Raw genomic sequence first — 22,243 nt, forward strand, 5'->3', positions numbered from 1 at the left:
CACCTCCACCCGCCCGGCACGGCCGCCGCCTCGGACGAGGCGTTCCTCGTACTGCTCCGAGCGGCTGCCACGTATGTGCTGGTTCAGGGGACGACGTCGTAGGTGAACAGGGCGGTGTTGTCGAGTGTCTTCCGAGGAGTGACGCCCGCGCCCAGGGGCGAGACCAGCGGGTCGTCGATCCGCTGGCCCAGCAGGATGTTCGCCGGCTCGGACATCGTGGGCAGATAGGTTCGCCCCTGACGATTCATCCAGCCCTCCCACAGCCGGTCCACGTTGGCGTGGTGCAGGAAGAAGACCGGATCGTTCGGTGACGAGGCCGGCGCCATGTCCCCTCCGATCCACCGGTGCACCTGGTTGTGGAGCCCCGTTCCGGTGAAGCCCTCGAGCCGGCTGCGGAACCCTCGCGAGTTCGCGAGCCAGGGATCGAAGTCGTACGTGGCGAGGTCTGGGTCGCCGAGCGGTGCCGGCAGCGAGTTGAAGGCGGCCCCCACGTCCAGGGCGTTGGGGAGAGTGGGGAAACCGCTCCCGAACGCGCGGCGCAAGCCCCTGTCCGTCTGGCGGAGGTTGACGGTCGGGCCTGCCTCCACCCGGACCCGGAAACCGTTCGGGTCGCCGGCGTTGAAGGCGAACGGCCCGTCGGTCACCGGAATGCCCTGCCCGCCCATGAAGTCCGGCTTCCAGATCAGCGCGGTCTCGGGGGCGGGCAGCGATCCGTCGATCGACCAGTCCCAATACGGGAGCCCGAAGCTGGAATCGTTCAGGACGCGTTGGAGGTGTGCTTCCAGGAGATTCAGCATGAACCGGTGCCACGGCAGGAAAACCGGGCCCCGATGGGCCGCGTTGCGGATATTGATGTCACCGTTCGGGGGGACGGGGGTCATCATCGCCTTGAAGTGCCAGATGACGAACAGGTCATAGGTTCGGACCGGTGCGGGCGGCCCGGGAATACCGAATGCGGTTGTCTTGAGTGTCGAGTCCTCGCGCTTAAGGCGCCGGACACCTTCGACGTAGGCGTCCCGGGCGTCAGGGCTGGTGATGATGTTCCTGCGTACGACGGCCATGTCAGACGCTCCCCTGGTGGTCGGTCCGGTGGGCGTGGTGATCCGGGTGACCTCCGTTGTCGCCACCACCAGGGCCGTCGCCGCCTGGGAAGTCGTCGGGGAAGTTCTCGATCAGCGACCGGATGGTGTCCATCGCGGACAGGAACTCGTAGGTGGGTAGGGCGTGGCAGTGGACGCGACCGTCGTTCGACACCATGAGAGGAACGGCGATCGGCGCGCCGTCCACCGTGACCTCGTAGGTCGTCTTGATGACGATGCTGTGCCCCTGGAATTCGTCCTGGCGGGTGCTCGTCAGCGGGCCGTGATGGTGCGGCTGCTGAGGCAACTCCGCCAGGTAGTTTCCAAGGATCGTGGGGTCGGCAGCCGTAGCAAGTTCCTCGGGAGTCACAAGAGTCCCTTCCTGGGCACAAGACGTTCGGGGCCGGCGGTACGAGGATTCCTGGTGCCAGTGTTCGAGAGTGCGGGGCGGGCCGCAGGCCGAGTGCGGCAAACGGGTGTGTCCGCGTGCGCGTTCCGCAGACGGGAGCGCCTGGGGGTCCCAGCCCTGAGACGAGGCCGAGGAGCAGCGCGCCGAATTCGTCGAAGGTGCGGTGACGGCGGCATCGATGAGGACGCGGCCGGGGCCGTAGCCGGGTGGCCTGCCCAGCGGCGGGTGCAGATGTTGCGCGCGGCCTCGGCCGCCGACCGCCGTTTCAGGCGGCATGGCGGCCGGTGTCCGCCCAGGCGTCCTCGCCGGTGCCAAGGACCGCCGGACCACTGGGGGGTTGATCGGCGGGCGACGATTCGGCGACCGGTAGCCGCAGCCGTTTCAGCGCCAGGGCGTTGACGGCGACGATGATGCTGGACCCGGACATGGACAGCGCGGCGATCTCCGGTCGCAGCACCAGACCGAAGGCGGGCTCGAACACGCCTGCGGCGATGGGCAGGGCGATGGCGTTGTAGCCGATGGCCCAGCCGAGGTTCTGTCGCATCTTGCGCAAAGTGCCGCGGCCGATGCGCAGCGCGGTGGGCACGTCGAGGGGGTCTGAGCGCATCAGGACGAGGTCGGCGGTTTCGATGGCCACGTCCGTGCCGGCGCCGATGGCGATGCCGAGATCGGCCTGAGCGAGAGCAGGGGCGTCGTTGACGCCGTCGCCGACCATGGCGACTTTACGGCCACCGCGTTGCAGCTCGGCGACCTTGGCTGCCTTGTCCCCGGGCAGTACCTCGGCAATGACGGTGTCGATGCCCAGATGATCCGCGATGCGCTGGGCAGTGGCCTGGTTGTCGCCGGTGAGCATGACCACCTCGACGCCCAGGGCATGTAGTTCGGCCACGGCGGCGGCCGAGGTCTCCCGGGGCGCGTCGGCGATGCCGATCAGCCCTGCCGCCCGGCCGTCGACGGTGGTGATGACGACGGTGCGGCCAGTGGAGGCCAGTTCGTCTCGCCGGGCGGCTAGTTGGCCCAGGTCGACGCCTTCGCGCATGGCCAGTCTGCGGTTGCCGACCGCGACCCGGTGGCCCTCGACAACGGCGGTCGCACCGTGGCCGGGGACGTTCTCGAAGTGGCGCGCGCTGGTTGCATCCACGGTCCGGCTCTCGGCGTAGCGTACGACGGCTTCGGCCAGCGGGTGTTCGGACTCGCGTTCCACTGCCGCGACCAGCCTCAGCAGTTCTCCCTCGTCCTGTCCCGGGAAGGTGATCAGGTCGGTCACTTCCGGTTCGCCCTTGGTCAGGGTGCCGGTCTTGTCCATGACCACGGTCTGGATCCCGGCCGATGCCTCCAGGGCGACCGCGTTCTTGAACAGCACCCCGCGCCGGGCTCCCAGTCCTGTGCCGACCATGATGGCCGTGGGGGTGGCCAGGCCCAGGGCGTCCGGGCAGGTGATGACGACGACAGTGATGGCGAACAGCATCGCGGTGCCCAGCGAGCCTGTGGCCAGCAGCCAGACCGCCAGCGTCGCGGCACCGCCGATCAGGGCGACGAGGACCAGCCAGAACGCGGCCCGGTCGGCGAGACGTTGACCCGGTGCCTTGGAGTTCTGGGCTTCCTGGACGAGCTTGACGATCTGTGCCAGCGCGGTGTCGGAGCCGACCCTGGCGGCGCGCACGCGGAGCGTGCCGTTGGCATTGATGGTTGCGCCGACGACCTGCGAGCCGGGGGCTTTGTGTACCGGCAGGCTCTCCCCGGTGACCATCGACTCGTCGACCTCGCTCTCACCCTCCTCCACGATCCCGTCGACAGCGATCTTGGCTCCGGGGCGAACCAGCAGCAGGTCGCCGACAACGACCTCGGCCGTGGGAACTTCGACCGGCTGACCCTCACGCACGACGAGTGCCTTGGCAGGGGCGAGGTCGAGCAGGGCGCGGATGGCGTCATTGGCGCCGCCCCGGGCGCGCATCTCGAACCAGTGGCCGAGCAGCACGAAGGAGGCCAGCACGGTGGCCGCCTCGTAGAAGACGTCGCCGCCCCCGGTGAGCGTGATGATCAGGGAGTACAGCCAGCCGGAGCCGACGGCGACCGCGACCAGCACCATCATGTCCAGAGTGCGGGCACGCAAAGCCCTTATGGCGCCGACGAAGAAGATCGAGCACGCGTAGAAGATCACCGGCAGGCTCAGCAGCAATGCCCACACGTCCTGGCGCAGCCCGAAGGGGACCGGCACGTCCAGACCGAGAACGTCCTCGCCGATCGGCGACCAGATGACGATGGGGATCGAGAACACCAACGCCACCAGGAAGCGGTTGCGCATGTCGGCCACCATCGCCGTCATCGACATGGCCTCGTGCCCGCCGTGCCCCATCAGCTCGTGCGGCGACGGCACCTGCTCGGCCTCGGTGGGGGCCTCGGGCGCGGCGCTCTCGACGTGCTCAGCGCGTTCCGGTGGCGCGGTCGGCGCGGCCTCCCGCGCAGTTCGGCCCTCCTGAGCCACATGCCGGTCCTCCGCGACTCCGACCACGTCGGCGGGAGGGTCCGGCTCGGCCATCGGGTCACAGACATGGGACGGCACCGACTGGCCGGCGCAGTGGTAGCCGCAGTCCTCCACCCAGCGGCGCAGCTCGGCCAGCGACGTACGCCGCGGGTCGAAGGCCACGGTCGCCGACTGCGCGACCGGGTTGACCTCGACCTGAAGGACGCCGGGACGCCGCCCAAGCACGGCGGCAACGGTGCTCTGCTGCGACGCCCACACAAGGCCGCGCACATCCAAAACCGCCGTGCTGCGCTCCTTGCTAAGACCCTCGTGCTGAGGTGCGTCGTGATCGTCATGTTCTGGGTAGTGATGCACGGTCACTCCTCCTTCGACGAGTGAGACCGAGATGACCGACGGGAGAACAGCCTCTGGTGCGCCTGTGACCGAACGCCGCCGGGCCCTGGGGTCAGGCAACGGGGAGGCGGGGCGGGCTGTCGAGCACGGCCAGGATCCGCGCCGCATGAACGGCGGAGGCGATCAGCACCAGGGAGTCGGCCAGGACGAGGATCCCTCTTGCGGGCCAGGAGCCGACCGCAGCCCGTGATCCAGTGTGCGCATCGCCAGCACCGCCGTAGCGGTGAGGGCCCAGAACCAGTGTCACGCGCTACGTGGCGGTTGCGGCCATCAGCGTCGCTCCGAGTTGGCCACCCACACCTGGACCGTGAGGGCGACCCGCGCGAGCCCCGGCCGGTCACGGCTCGCTCCGGGTTCGGGACGAAGCCCGCGGGCCTGAGACATCACGCAACGTGTCGGCGGCCGCATAGACGAGGGCAGCGGCGATAGTGACGGCACCCCACGAGCCCCAGGCTGCCGCGGGCGCGTCGACGGCAAGGAGAACGGGCAGGGGAAGGAGACCGGCCGCGAGGAGGGCGGGGGCCGTGGAACGTAGGGCACGAGCCAGCCGCGAGGCGTCGCGCCGGTGACGCCGGGTGAGATGGACAGCGCAGGCTGCCGTGGTCAGTGCTCCAAGGGCGATCAGCGTCCAGGCGAGCACTTCCATGTCCGGTCACCTCCATACCGACGGGCGGAGCTCGGGTGCCTGCGGAGTACCGTCGCGCGGCCCGGACGGCACCCAGTGGGAGCACGCCGACCAGGATCGCCACCAGCCCATGCATGCCTCCCGTCGCCGTCCGTCTCAGAGGAAGGGCTTGTGCTCGTGTGGATCGCGATCCTTGGGTGCGTCGTCGTGGCCACGTCCGCGTCCTTCCATGTCATCGCCGCCGCGCATGCCGCGCATCATGAAGAACATCATCAGCGGGCAGGCGAGCAGAACGAGGATGATCGCGAGGTTGCCCAGGGGCACTCCGAGCGCCAGTGCACCGACAACGGCGATGGCGACCGCGATCGCGTACAGGCCGTAGTTCCTGTTGTTCCTCATGGCCGGTCCTCCTTCTTGGGCGAGCGTCAGTGTTTGGTGAGGGGACCGGAGGAGCGCAGGGCGGCGAGGCGCCGCTGGTATTCCTCTTCGTCGATGTCGCCGCGGGCGAACCGCTCGGCGAGCAGCTGCTCGGGCGAGGGCCCGGCGTGCATGTGGGTGTGCTCGGGGGCACGGTTCAGGGCCCGGAAGAGCAGGACGGCGGCGGTGATGATCAGAGCCCAGAAAAGGATCATGCTGGCCGACATGGCGAACCAGCCCCAGCCGCTGACGTCGTGGTCGTACCAGAACATCATCTCGAGTCACTTCCTCGGGCTCCGGGGCTGCGGGCACGGGCCACGCCGTCCAACCGGCCTTCTCTGTCACTGCCACAGTCGCCCCCGCCGGGTCGCATGCACAGGCCGCCCGGTTCTGTGCACCGGGCCGTTCGGCCTCTGCCTGACAGGGGTAGCCGAGAGCGACGCTGAGGGTGTCACATTGCAGAGAGGACGGTCCGCCATGGTGTCGCCGGGTGGTCGTGGTGATCTTCGCCGCCGTGCTGATCGCCGGTCTGGGGTGGTTCTTCTTCGAGCCGCGCCGAGGCCCTCACCGCACGACTCGAGGGCGGGGGTAGTTGCCTGCGGCGGCAACGGCCGTCAAACTCCGCCCCGGTATCTCGGGCGGAGTTTGCGCGGTGGAAGGGAAATCCGCTGCACGAGGGTTCGTATCCCACATGTGAGCTGGAGCGGACCGCCTGCCGTGGCAGGGAACGCGTGCCCTGGGAACGTCCAGGGGACGGCGAGGGGACACAAGGATCTGCATGGACCGAGCAGGGCTGACAGGAAGTATCAAGATGCACTGCCTCTGACCTGCCTAAACTTCACACACTGGGCAAGACCAACAAGGGCCGTCACGATCATCAAAGGACTCATAATCCGTCGGCCGTGGGTTCGAGTCCCACCCGCCCCACCAGAGCAGTTCTCTGACCTGCGAAAACGTCTTTCCTGGAGTGTTGGCACGCGAAGTTGGGCTCAACGGAGAGAATCCGCTGCTCACGTCTTTGGGCCCTTGCATAGCCCGCTCCGCCCGAAGCACGGCCCACTCCTCTGACCTGCGGTGATGTAAGCGATCAAGGCCTTGGCTGGCTTACGCGGCGGCCGCTGTCGGGCTTCAACGCAAGATCGAGGGGACGCACAGGGGACGCAGGGTGTCGGCAGCGGTTCCGCGACCCCGTCCCGTGGGATCCAGTGCGTTGTCGGGGTTGGCTGCCTTCTTCGGTCCTTAGGCGGGCGCCGTCTGGTCGTCTTGGGGTTGCAGACCCGGCAAGACCCCCTTCGCAGGGCTGCTCGCCTCGGCGTTGGTGCGCGACGGTTCGGTCGGCGAGGGTGCTGGGCCTGGAGCGGTTCGAAGCGAAAACCGCCCGGCGGGGATACAAGTAGCGATGTGGGCTCAGTTCGCGAGGGGGCAGGAACGGGGCCGGCGCCCGTGTAACGCAACTCTCTTGCCCACGTGGGCTGGGCGAGCCCGTCGGCCGCTTCCTTCGGATGGATGTGGGAGGGGTGCAGTGCGCGCTGGAATGCTTTGGTCGTCGCCGCTGGACGCGCTGGTCGCCGGTACCAGGGTGAGTCATGCTCGGCGGCAGGCGGGCAAGGGGTTGGGGGCGCTGGCGGTGGTGTCTTGTCAGGAGTTGTCGTCGGGATCGATGAGGTTGGCGAGTTCTCCTGCGGGGGCGAGTTCGCGGTTGTGCCGGGCGAGGGTGCGGAGGCGGATGGCGTAGGCGCGGCGCTGGACGTCGGTGCCGTGCCCGGCGATCAGCTCTGCTTGCTGGCGGGCTTGGTCGGTGTCTCCATCTGCTGTGGCGACCACCGCGGCGAAGAGCGCGGTGCTCAGCCTGGCTAGCGGCCGCGCGTGAGCGGCCAGAATCTGGCGCAGCTGTGGGACATCTGCCTGGTCCATTGCATGGAAGGCGTATTCGCTGGCGGTGTCCTGGTCAGTGACGATCTCGTAGACCGTGTCGTGGGGCAGGCGGTCGGTGAGTTGGAGGATGGCCAGGTGGTGGTGGGCGACCGGGGCATCCATGTCCGCGATGAGAGCTCGGATCTCGGGCGCGTGCAAGGCGGTGCTGTGTTCGTTGAGGAAGGCCTTGGAGTCCATCCAGGACGGGGTGTTGATCCATGCCTCAAGGAGGAGACGTTGGTTGTGGTCGCGTCGACCCTGCTCCAGGACGGTCCCGAACCCTCGGGCATCGGCTTCGGCCAGGAGGGCGGTGAGGTGGTCGATGGCCTGGACACCGGGGAAGAGGGCCGCGGCCAGGCGCAGGTGGTGGCGGAAGTCAGGTTGCTGGAGCCGGTCGGCGTGCGTGCGCAGGAAGGCTTCGGTGGCGGGCCAGTCGGAAGCTTGGGCCCATTCATTGAGGAGTTCCAGCGATTCATCGGGCAAGGGGTGGATGGCCCAGTCGGGCAGTCGCGGGTCGTCGATGCTGTGGCTGATCGCGACGCTGCGGATCCGGTGGCGGGCACGGCGCAGCGGCTGTGGGCTGCCAGCGACTGCCCCGCGGGCTGCGTGAATGAGTTGATCGACGGCGCGTTCGGGGCCGACGTGTTCGGCGAGATAGCTGGCGTAATGGGCCCGGAGTTCCGCCTGCGCGAGAGTGTGCGCTTCCAGGGCGATGATGGCGTTTTCCCAGACGACAGAGGGCATGGTCGTGTTGCTCTGCTGGACCGAGAGGTTGTTGAGGGAGGCGGCGAGGTTGGGGAGGAATGCGGCGGGGTTGGTCTGGGCGAGGTTGCGGTAGTGGTCGACGGCTTCGTTGATGGAGGCGAGTGCTTCCTCCGGGTTTCCGTTGTCGCTCTGCTGGTTGGAGAGGTTGTTGAGGGACAAGGCGAGGTTGGGGAGGAATGCGGCGGAGTTGGTCTGGGCGAGGGTTCGGTAGTAGTGGACGGCTTCGTTGATGGAGGCGAGTGCTCCCTCGCGGTCTCCGGTGTCGCTCTGGCATCCGGAGAGGTTGTTGAGGGACAAGGCGAGGTTGGGGAGGAATGCGGCGGGGTTGGTCTGGGCGAGGTTGCGGTAGTGGTCGACGGCTTCGTTGATGGAGGCGAGTGCTTCCTCCGGGTTTCCGGTGTTGCTCTGCTGGTTGGAGAGGTTGTTGAGGGATCCGGCGAGGTTGGGGAGGAATGCGGCTGGGTTGGCTTGGGCCAGGGTGCGGTGGATCTCGACGGCTTCGTTGATGGGAGCGAGTGCTTCCTCCGGGTTTCCGGTGCCGCTCTGCTGGTTGGAGAGGTTGTTGAGGGAGGTGGCGAGGTCGGGGAGGAATGCGGCGGGGTTGGTCTGGGCGAGGGTTCGGTAGTGGTCGACGGCTTCGTTGATGGAGGCGAGGGCTGCGTCCCGGTTTCCGTTGTCGCTCTGCTGGTTGGCGAGGTTGTTGAGGGATCCGGCGAGGTTGGGGAGGAATGCGGCTGGGTTGGCCTGGGCGAGGGTGCGGTGGATCTCGACGGCTTCGTTGATGGAGGTGAGGGCTGCGTCCCGGTTTCCGTTGTCGCTCTGCTGGTTGGAGAGGTTGTTGAGGGACAAGGCGAGGTTGGGGAGGAATGCGGCGGGGTTGGCTTGGGCGAGGTTGCGGCGGATTTCGACGGCTTCGTTGATGGAGGCGAGTGCTTCCTCCCGGTTTCCGGTGCCGCTCTGCCGGGTGGAGAGGTTGTTGAGGGAGGTGGCGAGGTTGGGGAGGAATGCGGCGGGGTTGGCCTGGGCGAGGGCGCGGTGGATTTCGACGGCTTCGTTGATGGAGGCGAGTGCTTCCTCCCGGTTTCCGGTGCCGCTCTGCCGGGTGGAGAGGTTGTTGAGGGAGGTGGCGAGGTCGGGGAGGAATGCGGCGGGGTTGGCCTGGGCGAGGGTACGGCGGATTTCGACGGCTTCGTTGATGGAGGTGAGGGCTTCCTCCCGGTTTCCGTTGTCGCTCTGCCGATTGGAGAGGTTGTTGAGGGAGGTGGCGAGGTTGGGGAGGAATGCGGCGGGGTTGGCCTGGGCGAGGGTTCGGTAGTGGTCGACGGCTTCGTTGATGGACGTGAGGGCCACGTCCCGGTTTCCGTTGTCGCTCTGCTGGTTGGAGAGGTTGTTGAGGGACAAGGCGAGGTCGGGGAGGAATGCGTCGGGGTCGGCTTGGGCGAGGTTGCGGCGGATTTCGACGGCTTCGTTGATCGAGGTGAGGGCTGCGTCCAAGTCTCCGGTGTCGCTCTGCCGGTTGGAGAGGTTGTTGAGGGACATGGCGAGGTTGGGGAGGAATGCGGCGGGGTTGGCTTGGGCGAGGTTGCGGCGGATTTCGACGGCTTCGTTGATGGAGGCGAGTGCTCCGTCGCGGTCTCCGGTGTCGCCCTGCCGGTTGGAGAGGTTGTTGAGGGACATGGCGAGGTCGGGGAGGAATGCGGCGGGGTTGGTCTGGGCGAGGTTGCGGTAGTGGTGGACGGCTTCGTTGATGGAGGCGAGTGCTCCGTCGCGGTCTCCGGTGTCGCTCTGCCGGTTGGAGAGGTTGTTCAGCGACATGGTGAAGTCGGGGAGGAATGCGGCGGGGTTGGTCTGGGCGAGGTTGCGGTAGTGGTCGACGGCTTCGTTGATGGAGGCGAGTGCTCCGTCGCGGTCTCCGGTGTCGCTCTGGCATCCGGAGAGGTTGTTGAGGGACATGGCGAGGTCGGGGAGGAATGCGGCGGGGTTGGTCTGGGCGAGGTTGCGGTAGTGGTGGACGGCTTCGTTGATGGAGGCGAGTGCTCCGTCGCGGTCTCCGGTGTCGCTCTGCCGGTTGGAGAGGTTGTTGAGGGACCCGGCGAGGTCGGGGAGGAATGCGGCGGGGTTGGTCTGGGCGAGGTTGCGGTAGTGGTGGACGGCTTCGTTGATGGAGGCGAGTGCTTCCTCCCGGTTTCCGGTGTTGGACTGGCGGTGGCTGAGGCGTTGGAGGAGTTCGGCGAGGTCTGCGGGTGCTGGCCCGGCGATAGAGCGCAGTGCGGTCAGGCGGCGGGTGTCGGCGTGCAGCGCGAGGTCGGGCAGGCCGAGGGTGGTGAAGGGGATGGCCTGGGAGAGGCCGTCGAGCCAGGGGGGCGCGGGGGTTGTGTCGATGAGCTGGCGGAGGGCGGTAAGAGCGGTGCCGCGCTGCTCGGCGGCAATCTGGAGCATGGGCCGCCAGCGGTCCGGCTCTTCGCTGATCCATATGGAGACCATGTCGGCGGCTGTGTCCGGGTTGGCTGCTGCGGCGCGGTTGAGCTGGCGCAGTGCGTCCAGCAGGGGCTCGGGGTCCAGGCCGTCCAGGGCACGGTTGAGGAGTTCAGGGTCGGCGGCCAGCTCGTGGAGGGTGAGTTGGTCGGCGATGGGGTCAGGTCGCAGGACGAGTGGTTCGCCGGGGCCTGGCTGAAGGCAGTCGGTGAGGGTGATGCGGATGGCCTCGCGCCACTTTGCGTCGTCGGCGAGTTCTTCCACCGCGCGGAGCGTGGCGATGCTCTGGGCCCTGGTGATGGGGGCTCGTAGGGTCAGGCAGGCGACCGCGCGGTTGAGTACGTCCACGGGGGCGTCACCGGTGCTGCCGGTGACCCTCTGGTAGGTCTGGGCCCAGTAGCCGCGTTCGTGTTCGAGGACTTCCTCATACAAGTGCGCGCGGGTCTCAGGGAGCCTGCCAGGGCTGCGGGCGGCGAGGAAGGCCAGCAGGATGTAGTCCAGGGTGGTCCATTCCTCCGGGGTTGCCCTCTCGGCCGCCGACAGGCCGACGGAGTCAGGCTCGTCGCGGAATGCCTCGACGGCCCGGCGGAAGATCGCGGAGCCGTCGGGGTGCTCGGACGGGAGCTCCAGGGATGGGAGTTCGCGGCAGAGGTGTCCGTCGCGTTGCCATGCCTTGCGCAGGGTGGTGAGCCACTGGCCGGCGGCGGATCGGGCCGTCATCACCACGACGGCCGGTGCGGCGCCGCGTTCGGTGCGGCGTTTGAGGATGGCCAGTAGATCCTGGGCGTCGGCTGCACGGGCTTCGGCATAGTCGAGGACGATCAGGGTGGGGGAGACCACGGCACCGACCCAGTCGCGTCCTTCGCTGCCTTCCCGGAGGTAGCCGGTGTACCAGCCCTCGCGGGTGGCCATGCGCTCGGCGAGTTCGAGGGCGAGCCGGGTCTTGCCGGCGCCGCCGACGCCATGTATGAGGGCGATCCCGGTGTGCTGTCCCGCGGCGACGGTGCGGCAGAAGTGCGTGAGGACCGTCAGTTCGTCGCGGGCCTGGAAAGGCACCACCGCGTGCTCGGCCTTGAGGACCTCCAGTGGCCGGTGCACCTGCGGATCCAGCTCCACGTACGGGCTCCGCAGCGGCTGGTCTTTGGGGTGACCGGCAGGAGTGTGCGTGTCCTGCTGGCGCCAGGTGCGGCCGATGTCGACGGCCAGCCGCCAGTCCCATCCGGCGGCGTACTCGGCGCCTGCGCGAACAGCTTCGGCGAATGGGGCGCGGGCACCGCGGATCGGGGAGGTGGGCAGAGCGTGAGCGATACCGATGGGGTCCAGCAGGAGCAGCGGACGAGGAGGTCTGTTCACGTCCTGCTGGACGAGGTCCAGCCAGCCTTCTGGTGCCGTGTCCCACACGCCTGTCTGTGGCATCTGGGGGCCATCGGGGCGCGGATCACCGATCCACACCCCGAGCAGTGCGTGAGCCGCTCGCCCGGCCTCGGGCGGGTCGAGGATGAAGACGAGGGGGTGCAGGCTGGCGTGGAGGCAGGCTCCAGCCATGATCAGGGCGAGGTCGAGGCAGGTGGCGTGCCTCGGAGACCATAGGACCTCGCCGGGTTCCCGGATCACCTGCCGGTCCGGTTCGTCGGAGGGTGCCTCGTGGGAGTAGGTGATCCTTGCATCGGCCAGGGCTTCGTAGACGGCCCGGGTCTGGGCGATGCGGCTGCTGGCCGGTGGCCCCGGCAGGTGCACCAGCGCGGCCACGTCGTCGGGCAGAACGTACTTGGCGAGCGCGGCGGGCTCGCCCTCCAGGGACCAGCGGGGCCAGATGCTCACGGCGCCACCACCGCGACCGTGTCCGAAACTTCCAGGTCGCCGACGCCGGGCACGGCCTGCACCGCCACCTCGATGTCGTACAGACCCGGCGGTTGCTCGGGGAGTTCGGTGACGTAACTGCCCGTGGCCTCCTCCCAGTCCAGCCGGACCTCTGCCATCGGCGCTCCCGCGCCTTTGGCCGCGCGCATGGTGGCCCACAGCGCGAGCGAAGCCGGAGTAGTGGAGATTTCGTCCGGCAGGCTGTCGCCCCGCAGTCGCACCCGCAGCGGGACCGGTTCACCCGCGCCGTGCAGTTCGTCCAGATCCATCCCGAGAGCGGCTTCCCGCTCGTCGCCGCGGGCGGCCAGCAGCGTCTTCCTGGTTTCGTAGACCTGTGCCAGGCCGGGGATCCATTCGGCCGCGGCGATCGGCCCGTGCCGGTCGCGGGTCCGCCAGTCGCGGCTGGTGTCGTGGCCGCTCAACTCCACCGGCACCGCCGAGATCGCGGGAACTGTCCCGTCCCCGTGGTCCTTCTCCCACCCCTCAAGGTCCAGCCAGAAGGGCAGGTCTTTGTTCACGGTCAGCTTGCGGCCGTCCCACGTGGCGGAGCCGGCCGTGTCGTGACTCCATCCCAGCCGCGGCACTACCTGCGGCTCCGCCCCTGTACGGGGCATCTGACGCCAGGCCTCTTCGATTTCCCGATGCATCGCGAAGCCCGCCTCGGCTAGCCTGCGCAGCCCGTCCATTGGCAGCTCGTGCGGATATCGGGCGGTGTCGGCCTTGGTGTCCCAGATCATCGGGTAGCGGGGCAGCAGCTCCGCCACCGACGGCCACTGGCGCAGCAGATCACTCGCCCCGCCCAACCGCATCCCCGCCACGCGCACACCATTCGCCAGGAGCTGCAACGCCTTGGGGGCTCCGCGGTGCGGGGTGCCCAGGGTCACCAAGGCCCGGCACAACGGCCAGCCCTCCAGCGGGCCCAGCCAGTACCGTGCCACCAGCCCGCCCATCGAATGAGCCAGGATCACCACCCGCCCCGCCCGCTCAGCCTCGCTGTAGTCCTTCAGCCGCTCATGCACATCCGCGGCCAGCAGCTTCGCAGCATCCGCAACCCCGAGGCGGAAGTCGTAGGGGAACAACACCACGTTCGCATTCGGGTTGCGGTGATCAGGGTGTCCCATGTCCATCACCACCCCGGGCAAGGCCTGAAGCGCCGCCCACTGGCGCTCATAGCCCGGAACAACGGTCCACCCGGGCAGTAACCGCTTCGATCGGACCAGCCCGACCGGTCGCAACGGCTCGTCCACCGCCAGCCGGCCCGGCCGCAACAGCAGGCCAGCAATGTCGCCGAACCCCGCATCCCACACCGTCTCGGCGGACTTCTTGCCCAACGTCGGCCGCTCCAGCACGCTGCCACCGATACCCGGCAGCACGTACACCAGATGCTTGCGCCCCATCCCCGCCCCCGCTCTCCTCTCGTCCCGAAGCCCGAGCCGAACGCTTCCCCTGCTGCCCCACCCCTGGGCGAGTCCACGGACAGGCTCCACCCAACAAGCCCACGACGCGCCGCCAATCACCGAACGGGCAGACATACAAGGGGAGTTCCGGGAATATCATGCATTCGAACACCGCGACAGCGTTCCGGGCTCAATTAGCCCGAATAGGTGGCGACGCCTGGCGTGAGCACCCGTCGGTCCACGACCTGTCGTCGATTCGCAGTATCGGCTGCACTGCTCTGCGCTGCGGCCTCCGCCTACCCCTGGGTCCGCGACCACGTCGGCAAGAGCGTCCAGCTCCCCTCCGTCAGCGGCGGCACAGACGTCGTCTCCGGCTTCGCGGGCGGCGTCCCGACCACTCCGATCTGGGCGGGGGAGTCGTCCGCACCCCACCTTGGCGTCGCGCTGGCCGCGTACGACATAGGCCCTCTGGACGACGCCAACAGCGCCTGCCATGTTGCTCTCATGACGTCGCGGGGGAGCGATCAGGAAGCCTTGGCCCTTGCTCTTGACCACGCATGGCGGTGGTCTGAGAACCGCCGCGGACGGGCGTACCAGGTACTCAATGCACTGTTGATCTGCATCGCGATCATGGCTACGGCTTATGCCGCGGCTCTCACCGCCGACATGCATGGTGTTGCCGGACTGATCAGCTTGTTGAGTGGCGCGAGCCTCGTTGGGGCGTATGCGGAGAGCGAGCGGCTTCGTGCCTCCGCCACCTTGGCTGACGATGTCATCAGGAAGATCGAAGAGCGCCTGGCGACTACTCTCGCGCTCGAATCACTACGCCTGGTAGAACGCGAACAACCCCTCTACGCAGTGCGCAGGGTGGCCTGGCCCTGGTCGGTGTCGAAATCTTCGGTGAGTATTGGTGCGCTTGTGTCACTCGCTGGAGCCATCTATACCTGGGTGGCAGCTCCTTACTGATCGTTTCAGAATGAGGTTCGGAGTCGTCTCAAGCAGATGATGCTGCAGGCGAGTTGGAGCAGTCCGAGGTGGAGGTCGGCGCGTATCTCGTAGCGGATCCGGAGTCGCTTGAACTGGTGGAGCCAGGCGAAGGTCCGCTCGACAACCCAGCGGGTCTTCCCCAGTCCGGAGCCGTGCGCGGTGCCTTTCCGGGCGAACTTCGGTGTGATGCCGCGGGCCCGGACAAGACGACGGTACTTGTCGTAGTCGTAGCCGCGGTCTGCGAACAGCTGGCCTGGTCGGTGACGTGGCCGACCTCGAACCCCGCGGATGCGGGGCATCGCGTCCAGCAGGGGCATCAGCTGAGTGACATCGTGACGATTCCCGCTGGTCAGCGAGACGACCAGCGGGGTGCCATGCCGGTCGACTATCAAGTGGTGCTTGCTGCCGGGCCGAGCCCGGTCGACCGGCGAAGGTCCGGTGTGAGCCCCCCTTTGAGCGCCCGGACGTGCGAGCCGTCGATCGCAGCGTCGTCCATGTCCAGCAGACCCGCGGCCCGCAGCTCCGCCAGCAGCACCTCATGCAGTTGCGGCCAGACGCCGGCTTCGGTCCAGTCCCGCAGACGCCGCCAGGCCGTCACACCGCTGCAGCCGACCTGTTCCGCCGGAACGTCCCGCCAGCTCACGCTCTTGCACAACACGTAGACGATGCCACGCAGGGCAGCCCGGTCATCTGCGGGCAACCGCCCGGGATACCGGTGCCGCCTGGGCGGACGAGCAGGCAACAACGGGGCCACACGTTCCCACAGGTCATCAGGCACAAGATCAGCGGACACCCAACAGATCATGTCGGCACAACACCCAACTTCCAAGATCCACGCAGCAGTTCATTCTGAAACGATCAGTTAGAGCCAGGCACGAGATCCCTTGGGATGACGGATCAGTCATCATGCGGGGCAGGTGGACGTGGAGGTGCTCGATTTCGACCTCGGGGCCCTGTCCGCGGAGTGCTAGGGCAAAGAGTTCTGTGAGTCCGCTGGCCCGCCATGAGGCTCCGCCCCGGGCGAAGGGGCAGAGCCTTATGGACATCGGTAAGGCTCTCCGCTGCGCAGAGATTTGTAGTCCATGTCCCGAAGTGGAGTGACTGGTCAACTGTGCCTGGGCACACGTCCCCTGGGGACCTCCAGGGGACGGTGAGGGGACGTAAGGATCTGCACGGATCGGATAGCACCGGCAAGGGATGCCAGCGCACACTAACTTTGACCTGCAAGAACTCCACAGACTGAGCAAGACCAACAAAGGCCGTCACGATCACCAAAGGACTCATAATCCGTCGGCCGTGGGTTCGAGTCCCACCCGCCCCACCACAGGAGTTCCCTGACCTGCGGAAACGTCTTTGCTGGAGCTTTGGCGCGCGAAGTAGGGCTCAACGGAGAGAATCCGCTGCTCACTTCATTGGGCCCTTGTGCAGCCCGCGCCGGGCGGGGACGGGCCAACTACTCTGACCTGCGGTGATGTAAGCGATCAAGGCTTGGTTGGCTTACGCGGCAGCCGCTGTCGGGATTGAATGCAAGGTTGAGGGGACGTACAGGGGACGCGGGGTATCGGCAGCGGTTCCGCGGCCCCGTCCCGTGGGACCCTGGCGTTGTCGGGTCGGCTGCCCTTTTCGGTCTTTAGGCGGGCCCCGCATCGTCGTCTTGGGGTTGCAGGCCGGGCAAGACCCAGCAAGGGCCGCCACGGAAGCCGTGGCGGCACTCACTGCATACCCGGGCCAAGATCGAGTGACGGCACAGTGGACGGTCGATGCCGGGACCTATCTGGTGATCAGGAGCGAACCAGCGCGAAGTACGGCCGCTGGGCTTCGGGGTACTGGTCGTTGAAGTTCTCGACTCGCAGAATCTCGAAGCCGTTGCTGGCACAGTGACTCCGTATCCACGTCAGCGCAGCGTCCGATGCGTGCTCCTGGCCGCGACCGACTGCCGTTATCTCCCCGAGGAGGTCGCCGTCAGGCCGGATCTGCGCGCCGATGGCCCAAGTGTCGCCGCCGCGGGTCCCGTGGGCGAAGAGCACAGCCACTTCGCCCTGGAAAGTGTCGGAGGGGACTTCCAGGGGGCGGTGTACGCCGGGAAGCCCACAGCGGGACTGCAGCGTGCAGCCTTCTGACCTGCGAAAACAAGGAGATCGGGGCAGGAGCGGCGAGCTGGCCGACGTCCTTCACCACGCCATCAACAGCGGCGCCAAGCCCGAGGGACTCTCACAATCGCCTGCACGTCCCGAGACGAACGGATGGCACGCGCCCGCCACCCGGACTCCAAGGCGAACTGACCATGGTCGGCGGCCCTGGCCCACCGGCTGGGGCCACCTCCCCATGACCGCACCTGTCCGCGCTGTCGTACGCCACTCATGGTGCCGAACTTCACGTCCTGCGTGCAGACAATCAAGACTCCGCAGAGCCGTCCGCCGCGGGACCTTGACCGTGCGGGAGGCGTCCTTGTGGGAGCGCGATCTCCGCGCTTCGGACCTCGCCCGGGGCTGTCCGGTGGGTCATGGGTAACTCAGCGGACACGCCCAAATACTTACGTTCATCAATCGCAGCGGTCCTTCATGGCGGATAGTGGGGCCATGAGCCGGGGGGACCAGGCCGGGCAAGTCCGGCGGATGCGGGCGGGAGTAGCCCATGTAGCGCGTCGTGCGGGGGGGCGAATACGCCTGGCATCCCCGTCGGCGCTGGTGGCGCTGTTGTGTGCTGCCGCATTGGGTCCTGTTGTGGCGGCGGGGGCGGGGCTGAGCGGCGCAGTTGTGGTGGCGGGTATCGGCGTTTTGGGCTCGGTCGGGGGCAATGTTCTGACTGATGTCATCAAGCACGTGGTCGACGGCTTGCGTGGTGATGACGGTTCAATGCCGCAGGACGACTTCGAGCGGGAGTTGGCTGCGCGGATCCAAGGCGTGCTGGGAGCAGGTGGGGCGCCGGCGCAGAGCCTGCGATCCGAGATCGCTGCGGTGTTGCGTGCGATCGACGCAGGTGGGGCCGCAGTTGATGGCGTACTCCAGGTTGGCGACCGGGATGCGCAGAGTTGGATCGTAGAGGCCTTTACCTCTCTCATCGCTGACTTCGATGAGTTTGCATTCCTGCTCGTCGATGTGCGGGACGCCGCTATTCAGATCCAGGAGACGCTGTTTCGCCAGGACGCCGAACACCGGGTGGATCGCGACCGGTTGCGCCAGCAGTCCACGCAGCTGCGCATGCTGCGTGAGGAACTGGCCGTCATCGAGGAGCGCACCCGACCATCCCAGCGTGTCCGGGATGACGCTTCTCCTGGGAGACGACCCTCCCAATGGTCCGATGCATGCCCGTATCGCGGGCTATGGTCTTTTGGTGAAGATCACGAGAGGATCTTCTACGGGAGGGAGCAACTGACCGCGGAGCTAGTCGGGCAGTTGGCTGAGAGTCTGACGGGCAGTGGCATGGTCGTGGTGACAGGTCCCTCTGGGGCTGGGAAGTCCTCCCTCTTGCGGGCTGGCCTGTTACCCGCGTTGGCGCGCGGTTCCCTGGTGGATGGGTCATCAGCATGGCCTCGGCTCTTCATGACTCCAACTCGGGCACCGCTGGATGAGCTGTCCACGCACCTAGCTGCACTCGGCGGGCTGGAGGCGGCAGGGGTGCGTCGTGAGCTTGCTGAGCACCCACAGCGGGTGCACCTCATCGCGCGGCAGGTGTTGCTCAGCCATGCGGCTCGCGACAGGTCCGCAGGATTGATGCGTCGTGCAGGTCATGAGCGGCTAGTCCTCATCGTCGACCAGTTCGAGGAGATCTTTACGCCTAGTGGACCGGAAGATGATCCCGCCGCCGAGGCAGAACGCGAGGCGTTCATAACCGCGCTCCGCACGGCCGCGCAGACGCCCAGCGGGGCGTGCGACGAACCACCGGCTCTCGTGGTGCTTGGGGTGCGCGGGGACTTCTGGGACCGTTGCGCCTCCTATCCGCAGTTGGCCGCTGTTTTGCAGGAGGGGCAATTCGTCGTCCGGCCAATGACCGAGCCCGAACTGCGCCGTGCAATCGTCGGCCCGGCCGCAGCGGCCGGCCTTGACATCGAAAGCGGCCTGGCCGAGGCCGTTCTCCAGGAGTTGCGCTCTACTGCACCTGTCACCAGGTATGAGACGGGAGCCTTGCCGCTGCTGTCTCAAGCCATGCTTGTGACGTGGGAGAACCGTGAAGACAACCGACTAACCCACCGGGGCTATGGCATGAGCGGAGGAGTCACCAAAGCTGTTCAGCGAAGTGCCGATGCGGCCTTCGACGGGCTGACAGAGCGCCAGCAGGCAATCACTCGCGAAGTTTTCCAGTTCATGACCGTCATCACGCGCGATGCTGGGATCGCTCGTCGACGGACGACCCGCAGACTCTTGCATGCAGGCCGCCCTCTGGATCAAATCGCCGACATCAACGCCGTGCTCGACGCCTTCGAGGCCAAACGCTTGATCGTCTTCAACAACGGCACGGCCGAGATCGCTCATGATGCTCTGCTGCATGCGTGGCCCCGATTGCGTAGATGGCTCGCAGGCGATGAGGCCGACCAGGCTCTCTGCAGTCGGCTGATCGGTGACGCTGCCGAGTGGGATACCCACCAGCAGGACTCATCCTTCCTCTACCGGGGCACCGAACTGGCCGCCTTCCGGCAGGCTGCGGACCGATGGCAGGCCGCCACGGACCGCTACCCGGCACTGACCGGCACTCCGCGCGAGTTCCTCAGCGCCAGCAGCCGAGCCTCGGCCCAGAGCACCCTTCGAAGGCGCTCAGCCGTGATAGGACTTGTCCTCCTGCTCATCGCTTCCACCGTCTCTGCTGTCACCGCCATCAGTGAGGCCTCCCACGCAAAACACCAGCGCAGCCTTGCGATGTCCCGCCAATTAGCCGCGCAAAGCCAGGCTATGGGCGAAAGTGACCCGGCACTGTCCAGGCTCCTCGCAGTTACGGCATGGCGCATAGCCCCAACCACAGAAGCACGCCAAAGCATGCTGACCGGCCTTGAACTGCCCCACCGGGCGATCCTCTCCGGCCATGGTGCGAAGGTAAGCGACCTACAATTTCATCAGGACAGCAAGACTCTCGCCACCTTCGGCGAGGATGGGAAACTGCGCCAGTGGGATATCGAGGACCAACACCAGATCAGTCGCCATCAACTGACCGGTGAACTCTGGTCGGCTAAGGGTGCCTTCAGCCCCGATCGCAAACTCTTAGTCACGATCAGCGGCCATACCCTGCGATTGTGGGACGCGAGAAGCCGTCGTCCAAAAGGTCGCCCAGCAAACCTCCCGGAAGTTACAACGAACGCAATTTTCAGCCCGGACGGCAAAGTGGTTGCCACCGCACACGGTAGCACCGTGCAGCTTTGGGATACGAAGAACTGCCGGAAACAGGGTGCGCCACTAACCTTTCCGAGGAATCAGAAGAATCACTATGAGTCAGTCGGAGATCTAGCGTTCAGCCCGGACGGTGAAACGGTCGCAGTAAGCTATAGGAACACCGTGCAGTTGTGGAGTGTGAAGAGTCATCGAAAGCAAGGTTCCCCGCTGATCGTTCCCGACAGCAGCGCGCCGTTTAGATTCTCCGACGACGTCAGCAGCCTCGCGTTCACTCAGGACGGCAAGGCAATTGCTACAGCTCAAAAGAACGTCGTGCAGCTGTGGGACGTCAACAGTCACCACGAAATCCGCTACAGATTGGAGGTGAATGCTGACAGTGATTCGCGTGCGTCCCCTCGCATTGCCCGCTTGGTACTGAGCCCTGACGGCAAGGTGCTCGCCACGGCAGGCCATGACGGAGCTGTGCGACTTTGGAACTTGGAAACCCGCGAGCCGATCGGCCTTCCGCTGACAGGCCACTCTCAGTCCATCGACGCTGTGGCATTCAGCCCGGACAGCAGGCTGTTGGCAACCGCCAGCGGCGCAACTGTCCGCGTATTCGATGTGCATAGGAATCGCCAGATCGGTGCCCCACTAACCGGCCACTTCAACTACAGCGGCAAATTGGGTGTGTGGTGGGATTCGGGTGTGAAGGTGTCGTTCAGCCCGGACGGAAGAAGGCTGGCCACCGGAGGCGACGACAGGACTGTGCGGCTATGGGATGTCAAGAGCCTTCAGCAGATCGGCCCCCCGCTGAGCGGCGCTGCTGGCGCGCTCGACGCGCTGAGGTTCAGTCCCGACGGGGAGGTGCTGGCCACCGTAGAGGACGGCGATGGAACCTCATCTCTTGTGCGCTTATGGGATGTGAAGGCGCGTCGCGAGATCGGCTCCCCATTGAGCCTACAGGACCTCCGGAGCCTGAGTTTCACTTCGGATGGCAGAACGCTCGCCGTGGCCTACGGAAATGCAGTGGGACTATGGGACGTGAAAACGCAGCGCCAGGTTGGCTCTCATTGGACCGTGGAACGCAGCAAGCGCAAATTGTTCGGACGCATGGGCCTGGCGTTGCGCCTGAGTCCGGACGCGAAGGTTCTGGCCTCCTCTAGTGGCGACGGGATTGTTCGGCTATGGGATGTGAAGAGCCGTCGGCAGATGCTGCCCCCATTGACTGGACACGGCTGCGTCGGCTCCATGACGTTCAGCCTCGATGGAAAGACTATTGCTGCCTGGTGCGGCGAATCGGCGCGGCTGTATGACGTGGATAGCCACCGGCGGATCGGCCCCCCGTTTGAGCCCCGAGACTATTTCGTAACGAGTTTGGCGCTCAGCCCTGATGGCCAGGTGATCGCTGTCGTCAGCGGCCGGACTGTGCGACTACATGACGCGAAGAGCCACCGGCGGATCTTTCCCTCACTATGGGGCCACACCGATGTGGTTACAGGTCTGGCGTTCAGCCCGGACGGCAAGGTCCTTGCCACCGCCAGTGGCGACGAGACGGTGCGGCTGTGGGACGTGGACGTGAGCCCCAGAAGCTTGTCGTCGAGTCTCTGCCTCGCAGCAGGCCGCTCACTCAACGAAGATGAGTGGGAAGACTACGTACCGAACGAACCCTTCCGTGAGGTTTGTCCCCCAGTCGGGACCCACTCGCAGGAGTCCATGCGGCAGCAGTAGCCAGGCCCGTCCCGTGCGGAAGGCCGATGCTGCGGCGTCCGAGTTCGTGTCGAGGTCCAGGACTCGCTCGCGCGAGGCCTGCGATCACACGGGCTACGCCCGGATCGGTCTCACGTGGACGGCCGTGGCCGCGTCGGAGGCCGCCAGGTAGTGCGCGAAGCGGCGGTCGGGAATCAGGCGGCGTCGCGCGTGCACGTGCGAGCGAAGGCTGTTGGGCATGAGAAGCCGCACGGGAGGGGCGACCCGCCCCGGCTCTCGGCGGCCTGCAGCCAGGCGACGCGGCGGACGAGATTGCGGCCCTGGGTCCAAGGGGCGGTAAGGATCTCCGCTGCGCCAGGGTTCGTATCCCGCCATGCGAGCTGGAGCGGACCGCCTGCCGTGGCAGGGCACGCGTCCCCTAGGAACG

General features: G+C 66.8%; 12 protein-coding genes and 1 pseudogene. 3 read left to right on the forward strand and 10 right to left on the reverse strand.

The window, feature by feature from the left end:
* Positions 1-83: 83 nt before the first annotated feature.
* From OHA61_RS37115 to OHA61_RS37150, 8 genes are all read right to left on the reverse strand, one after another.
* Complete coding sequence (locus OHA61_RS37115; RefSeq protein WP_406306746.1) at positions 84-1,061, reverse strand: tyrosinase family protein; 978 nt, start codon at positions 1,059-1,061, stop codon at positions 84-86.
* A gap of 1 nt (position 1,062) precedes the next feature.
* Entirely contained in the window at positions 1,063-1,449 is a 387-nt protein-coding gene (locus OHA61_RS37120; RefSeq protein ID WP_406306748.1) for a hypothetical protein, read from the reverse strand.
* A 304-nt stretch (positions 1,450-1,753) separates the two neighbouring features.
* A complete protein-coding gene (locus tag OHA61_RS37125) occupies positions 1,754-4,327 on the reverse strand; it encodes a heavy metal translocating P-type ATPase (protein WP_406307602.1) in 2,574 nt (857 codons plus the stop codon).
* Positions 4,328-4,703: 376 nt separating this feature from the next.
* Positions 4,704-5,012: a hypothetical protein gene (locus tag OHA61_RS37130; RefSeq protein ID WP_406306750.1), complete on the reverse strand. Its 309-nt coding sequence runs from the start codon at positions 5,010-5,012 to the stop codon at positions 4,704-4,706.
* A 135-nt stretch (positions 5,013-5,147) separates the two neighbouring features.
* Positions 5,148-5,390 carry a DUF2933 domain-containing protein gene (locus OHA61_RS37135; RefSeq protein ID WP_406306751.1) on the reverse strand — a complete coding sequence of 81 codons (243 nt, stop codon included), beginning with the start codon at positions 5,388-5,390 and terminating at the stop codon, positions 5,148-5,150.
* A 26-nt stretch (positions 5,391-5,416) separates the two neighbouring features.
* Positions 5,417-5,683, reverse strand: coding sequence for an SHOCT domain-containing protein (locus OHA61_RS37140; RefSeq protein ID WP_406263764.1), 267 nt, complete (start codon positions 5,681-5,683; stop codon positions 5,417-5,419).
* A 1,363-nt stretch (positions 5,684-7,046) separates the two neighbouring features.
* Entirely contained in the window at positions 7,047-12,383 is a 5,337-nt protein-coding gene (locus tag OHA61_RS37145) for a tetratricopeptide repeat protein (RefSeq protein ID WP_406306753.1), read from the reverse strand.
* Positions 12,380-13,801, reverse strand: coding sequence for a lipase/acyltransferase domain-containing protein (locus OHA61_RS37150; RefSeq protein WP_406306755.1), 1,422 nt, complete (start codon positions 13,799-13,801; stop codon positions 12,380-12,382). The genes OHA61_RS37145 and OHA61_RS37150 overlap by 4 nt, the downstream gene beginning before the upstream one ends.
* A 248-nt stretch (positions 13,802-14,049) precedes the next feature.
* On the opposite strand from OHA61_RS37150, the pseudogene OHA61_RS37155 reads away from it, so the two are divergent.
* Positions 14,050-14,278 (forward strand): annotated as a pseudogene (locus OHA61_RS37155) (acetoacetate--CoA ligase); the annotation flags it as partial.
* Positions 14,279-14,323: 45 nt separating this feature from the next.
* Positions 14,324-14,785 (forward strand): hypothetical protein, encoded by a 462-nt coding sequence (locus OHA61_RS37160; RefSeq protein ID WP_406307603.1) that lies wholly within the window; start codon positions 14,324-14,326, stop codon positions 14,783-14,785.
* Positions 14,786-14,790: 5 nt separating this feature from the next.
* Here OHA61_RS37160 and OHA61_RS37165 read toward each other — a convergent pair.
* A protein-coding gene (locus tag OHA61_RS37165) for an IS5 family transposase (RefSeq protein WP_406304764.1) occupies positions 14,791-15,599 on the reverse strand; the annotation gives its coding sequence in 2 pieces (ribosomal slippage) (positions 14,791-15,260 and positions 15,260-15,599; 810 coding nt in all).
* A 988-nt stretch (positions 15,600-16,587) separates the two neighbouring features.
* Entirely contained in the window at positions 16,588-16,839 is a 252-nt protein-coding gene (locus OHA61_RS37170; protein ID WP_406306757.1) for a hypothetical protein, read from the reverse strand.
* A gap of 663 nt (positions 16,840-17,502) precedes the next feature.
* Between OHA61_RS37170 and OHA61_RS37175 the strand changes: the two genes are divergently transcribed.
* A complete protein-coding gene (locus tag OHA61_RS37175; RefSeq protein WP_406306759.1) occupies positions 17,503-21,837 on the forward strand; it encodes an AAA family ATPase in 4,335 nt (1,444 codons plus the stop codon).
* Positions 21,838-22,243: the final 406 nt, after the last annotated feature.

The sequence above is a fragment of the Streptomyces sp. NBC_00885 genome (genome assembly GCF_045207475.1).
GTDB lineage: Bacteria > Actinomycetota > Actinomycetes > Streptomycetales > Streptomycetaceae > Streptomyces.

Excerpts from the sequence above, each read along its gene's own strand:
- OHA61_RS37115 (WP_406306746.1), bottom strand. The coding sequence starts at position 1,061 with ATGGCCGTCGTACGCAGGAACATCATCACCAGCCCTGACGCCCGGGAC.
- OHA61_RS37130 (WP_406306750.1), bottom strand. The coding sequence starts at position 5,012 with ATGGAAGTGCTCGCCTGGACGCTGATCGCCCTTGGAGCACTGACCACG.
- OHA61_RS37135 (WP_406306751.1), bottom strand. The coding sequence starts at position 5,390 with ATGAGGAACAACAGGAACTACGGCCTGTACGCGATCGCGGTCGCCATC.
- OHA61_RS37140 (WP_406263764.1), bottom strand. The coding sequence starts at position 5,683 with ATGATGTTCTGGTACGACCACGACGTCAGCGGCTGGGGCTGGTTCGCC.
- OHA61_RS37160 (WP_406307603.1), top strand. The coding sequence starts at position 14,324 with ATGACGTCGCGGGGGAGCGATCAGGAAGCCTTGGCCCTTGCTCTTGAC.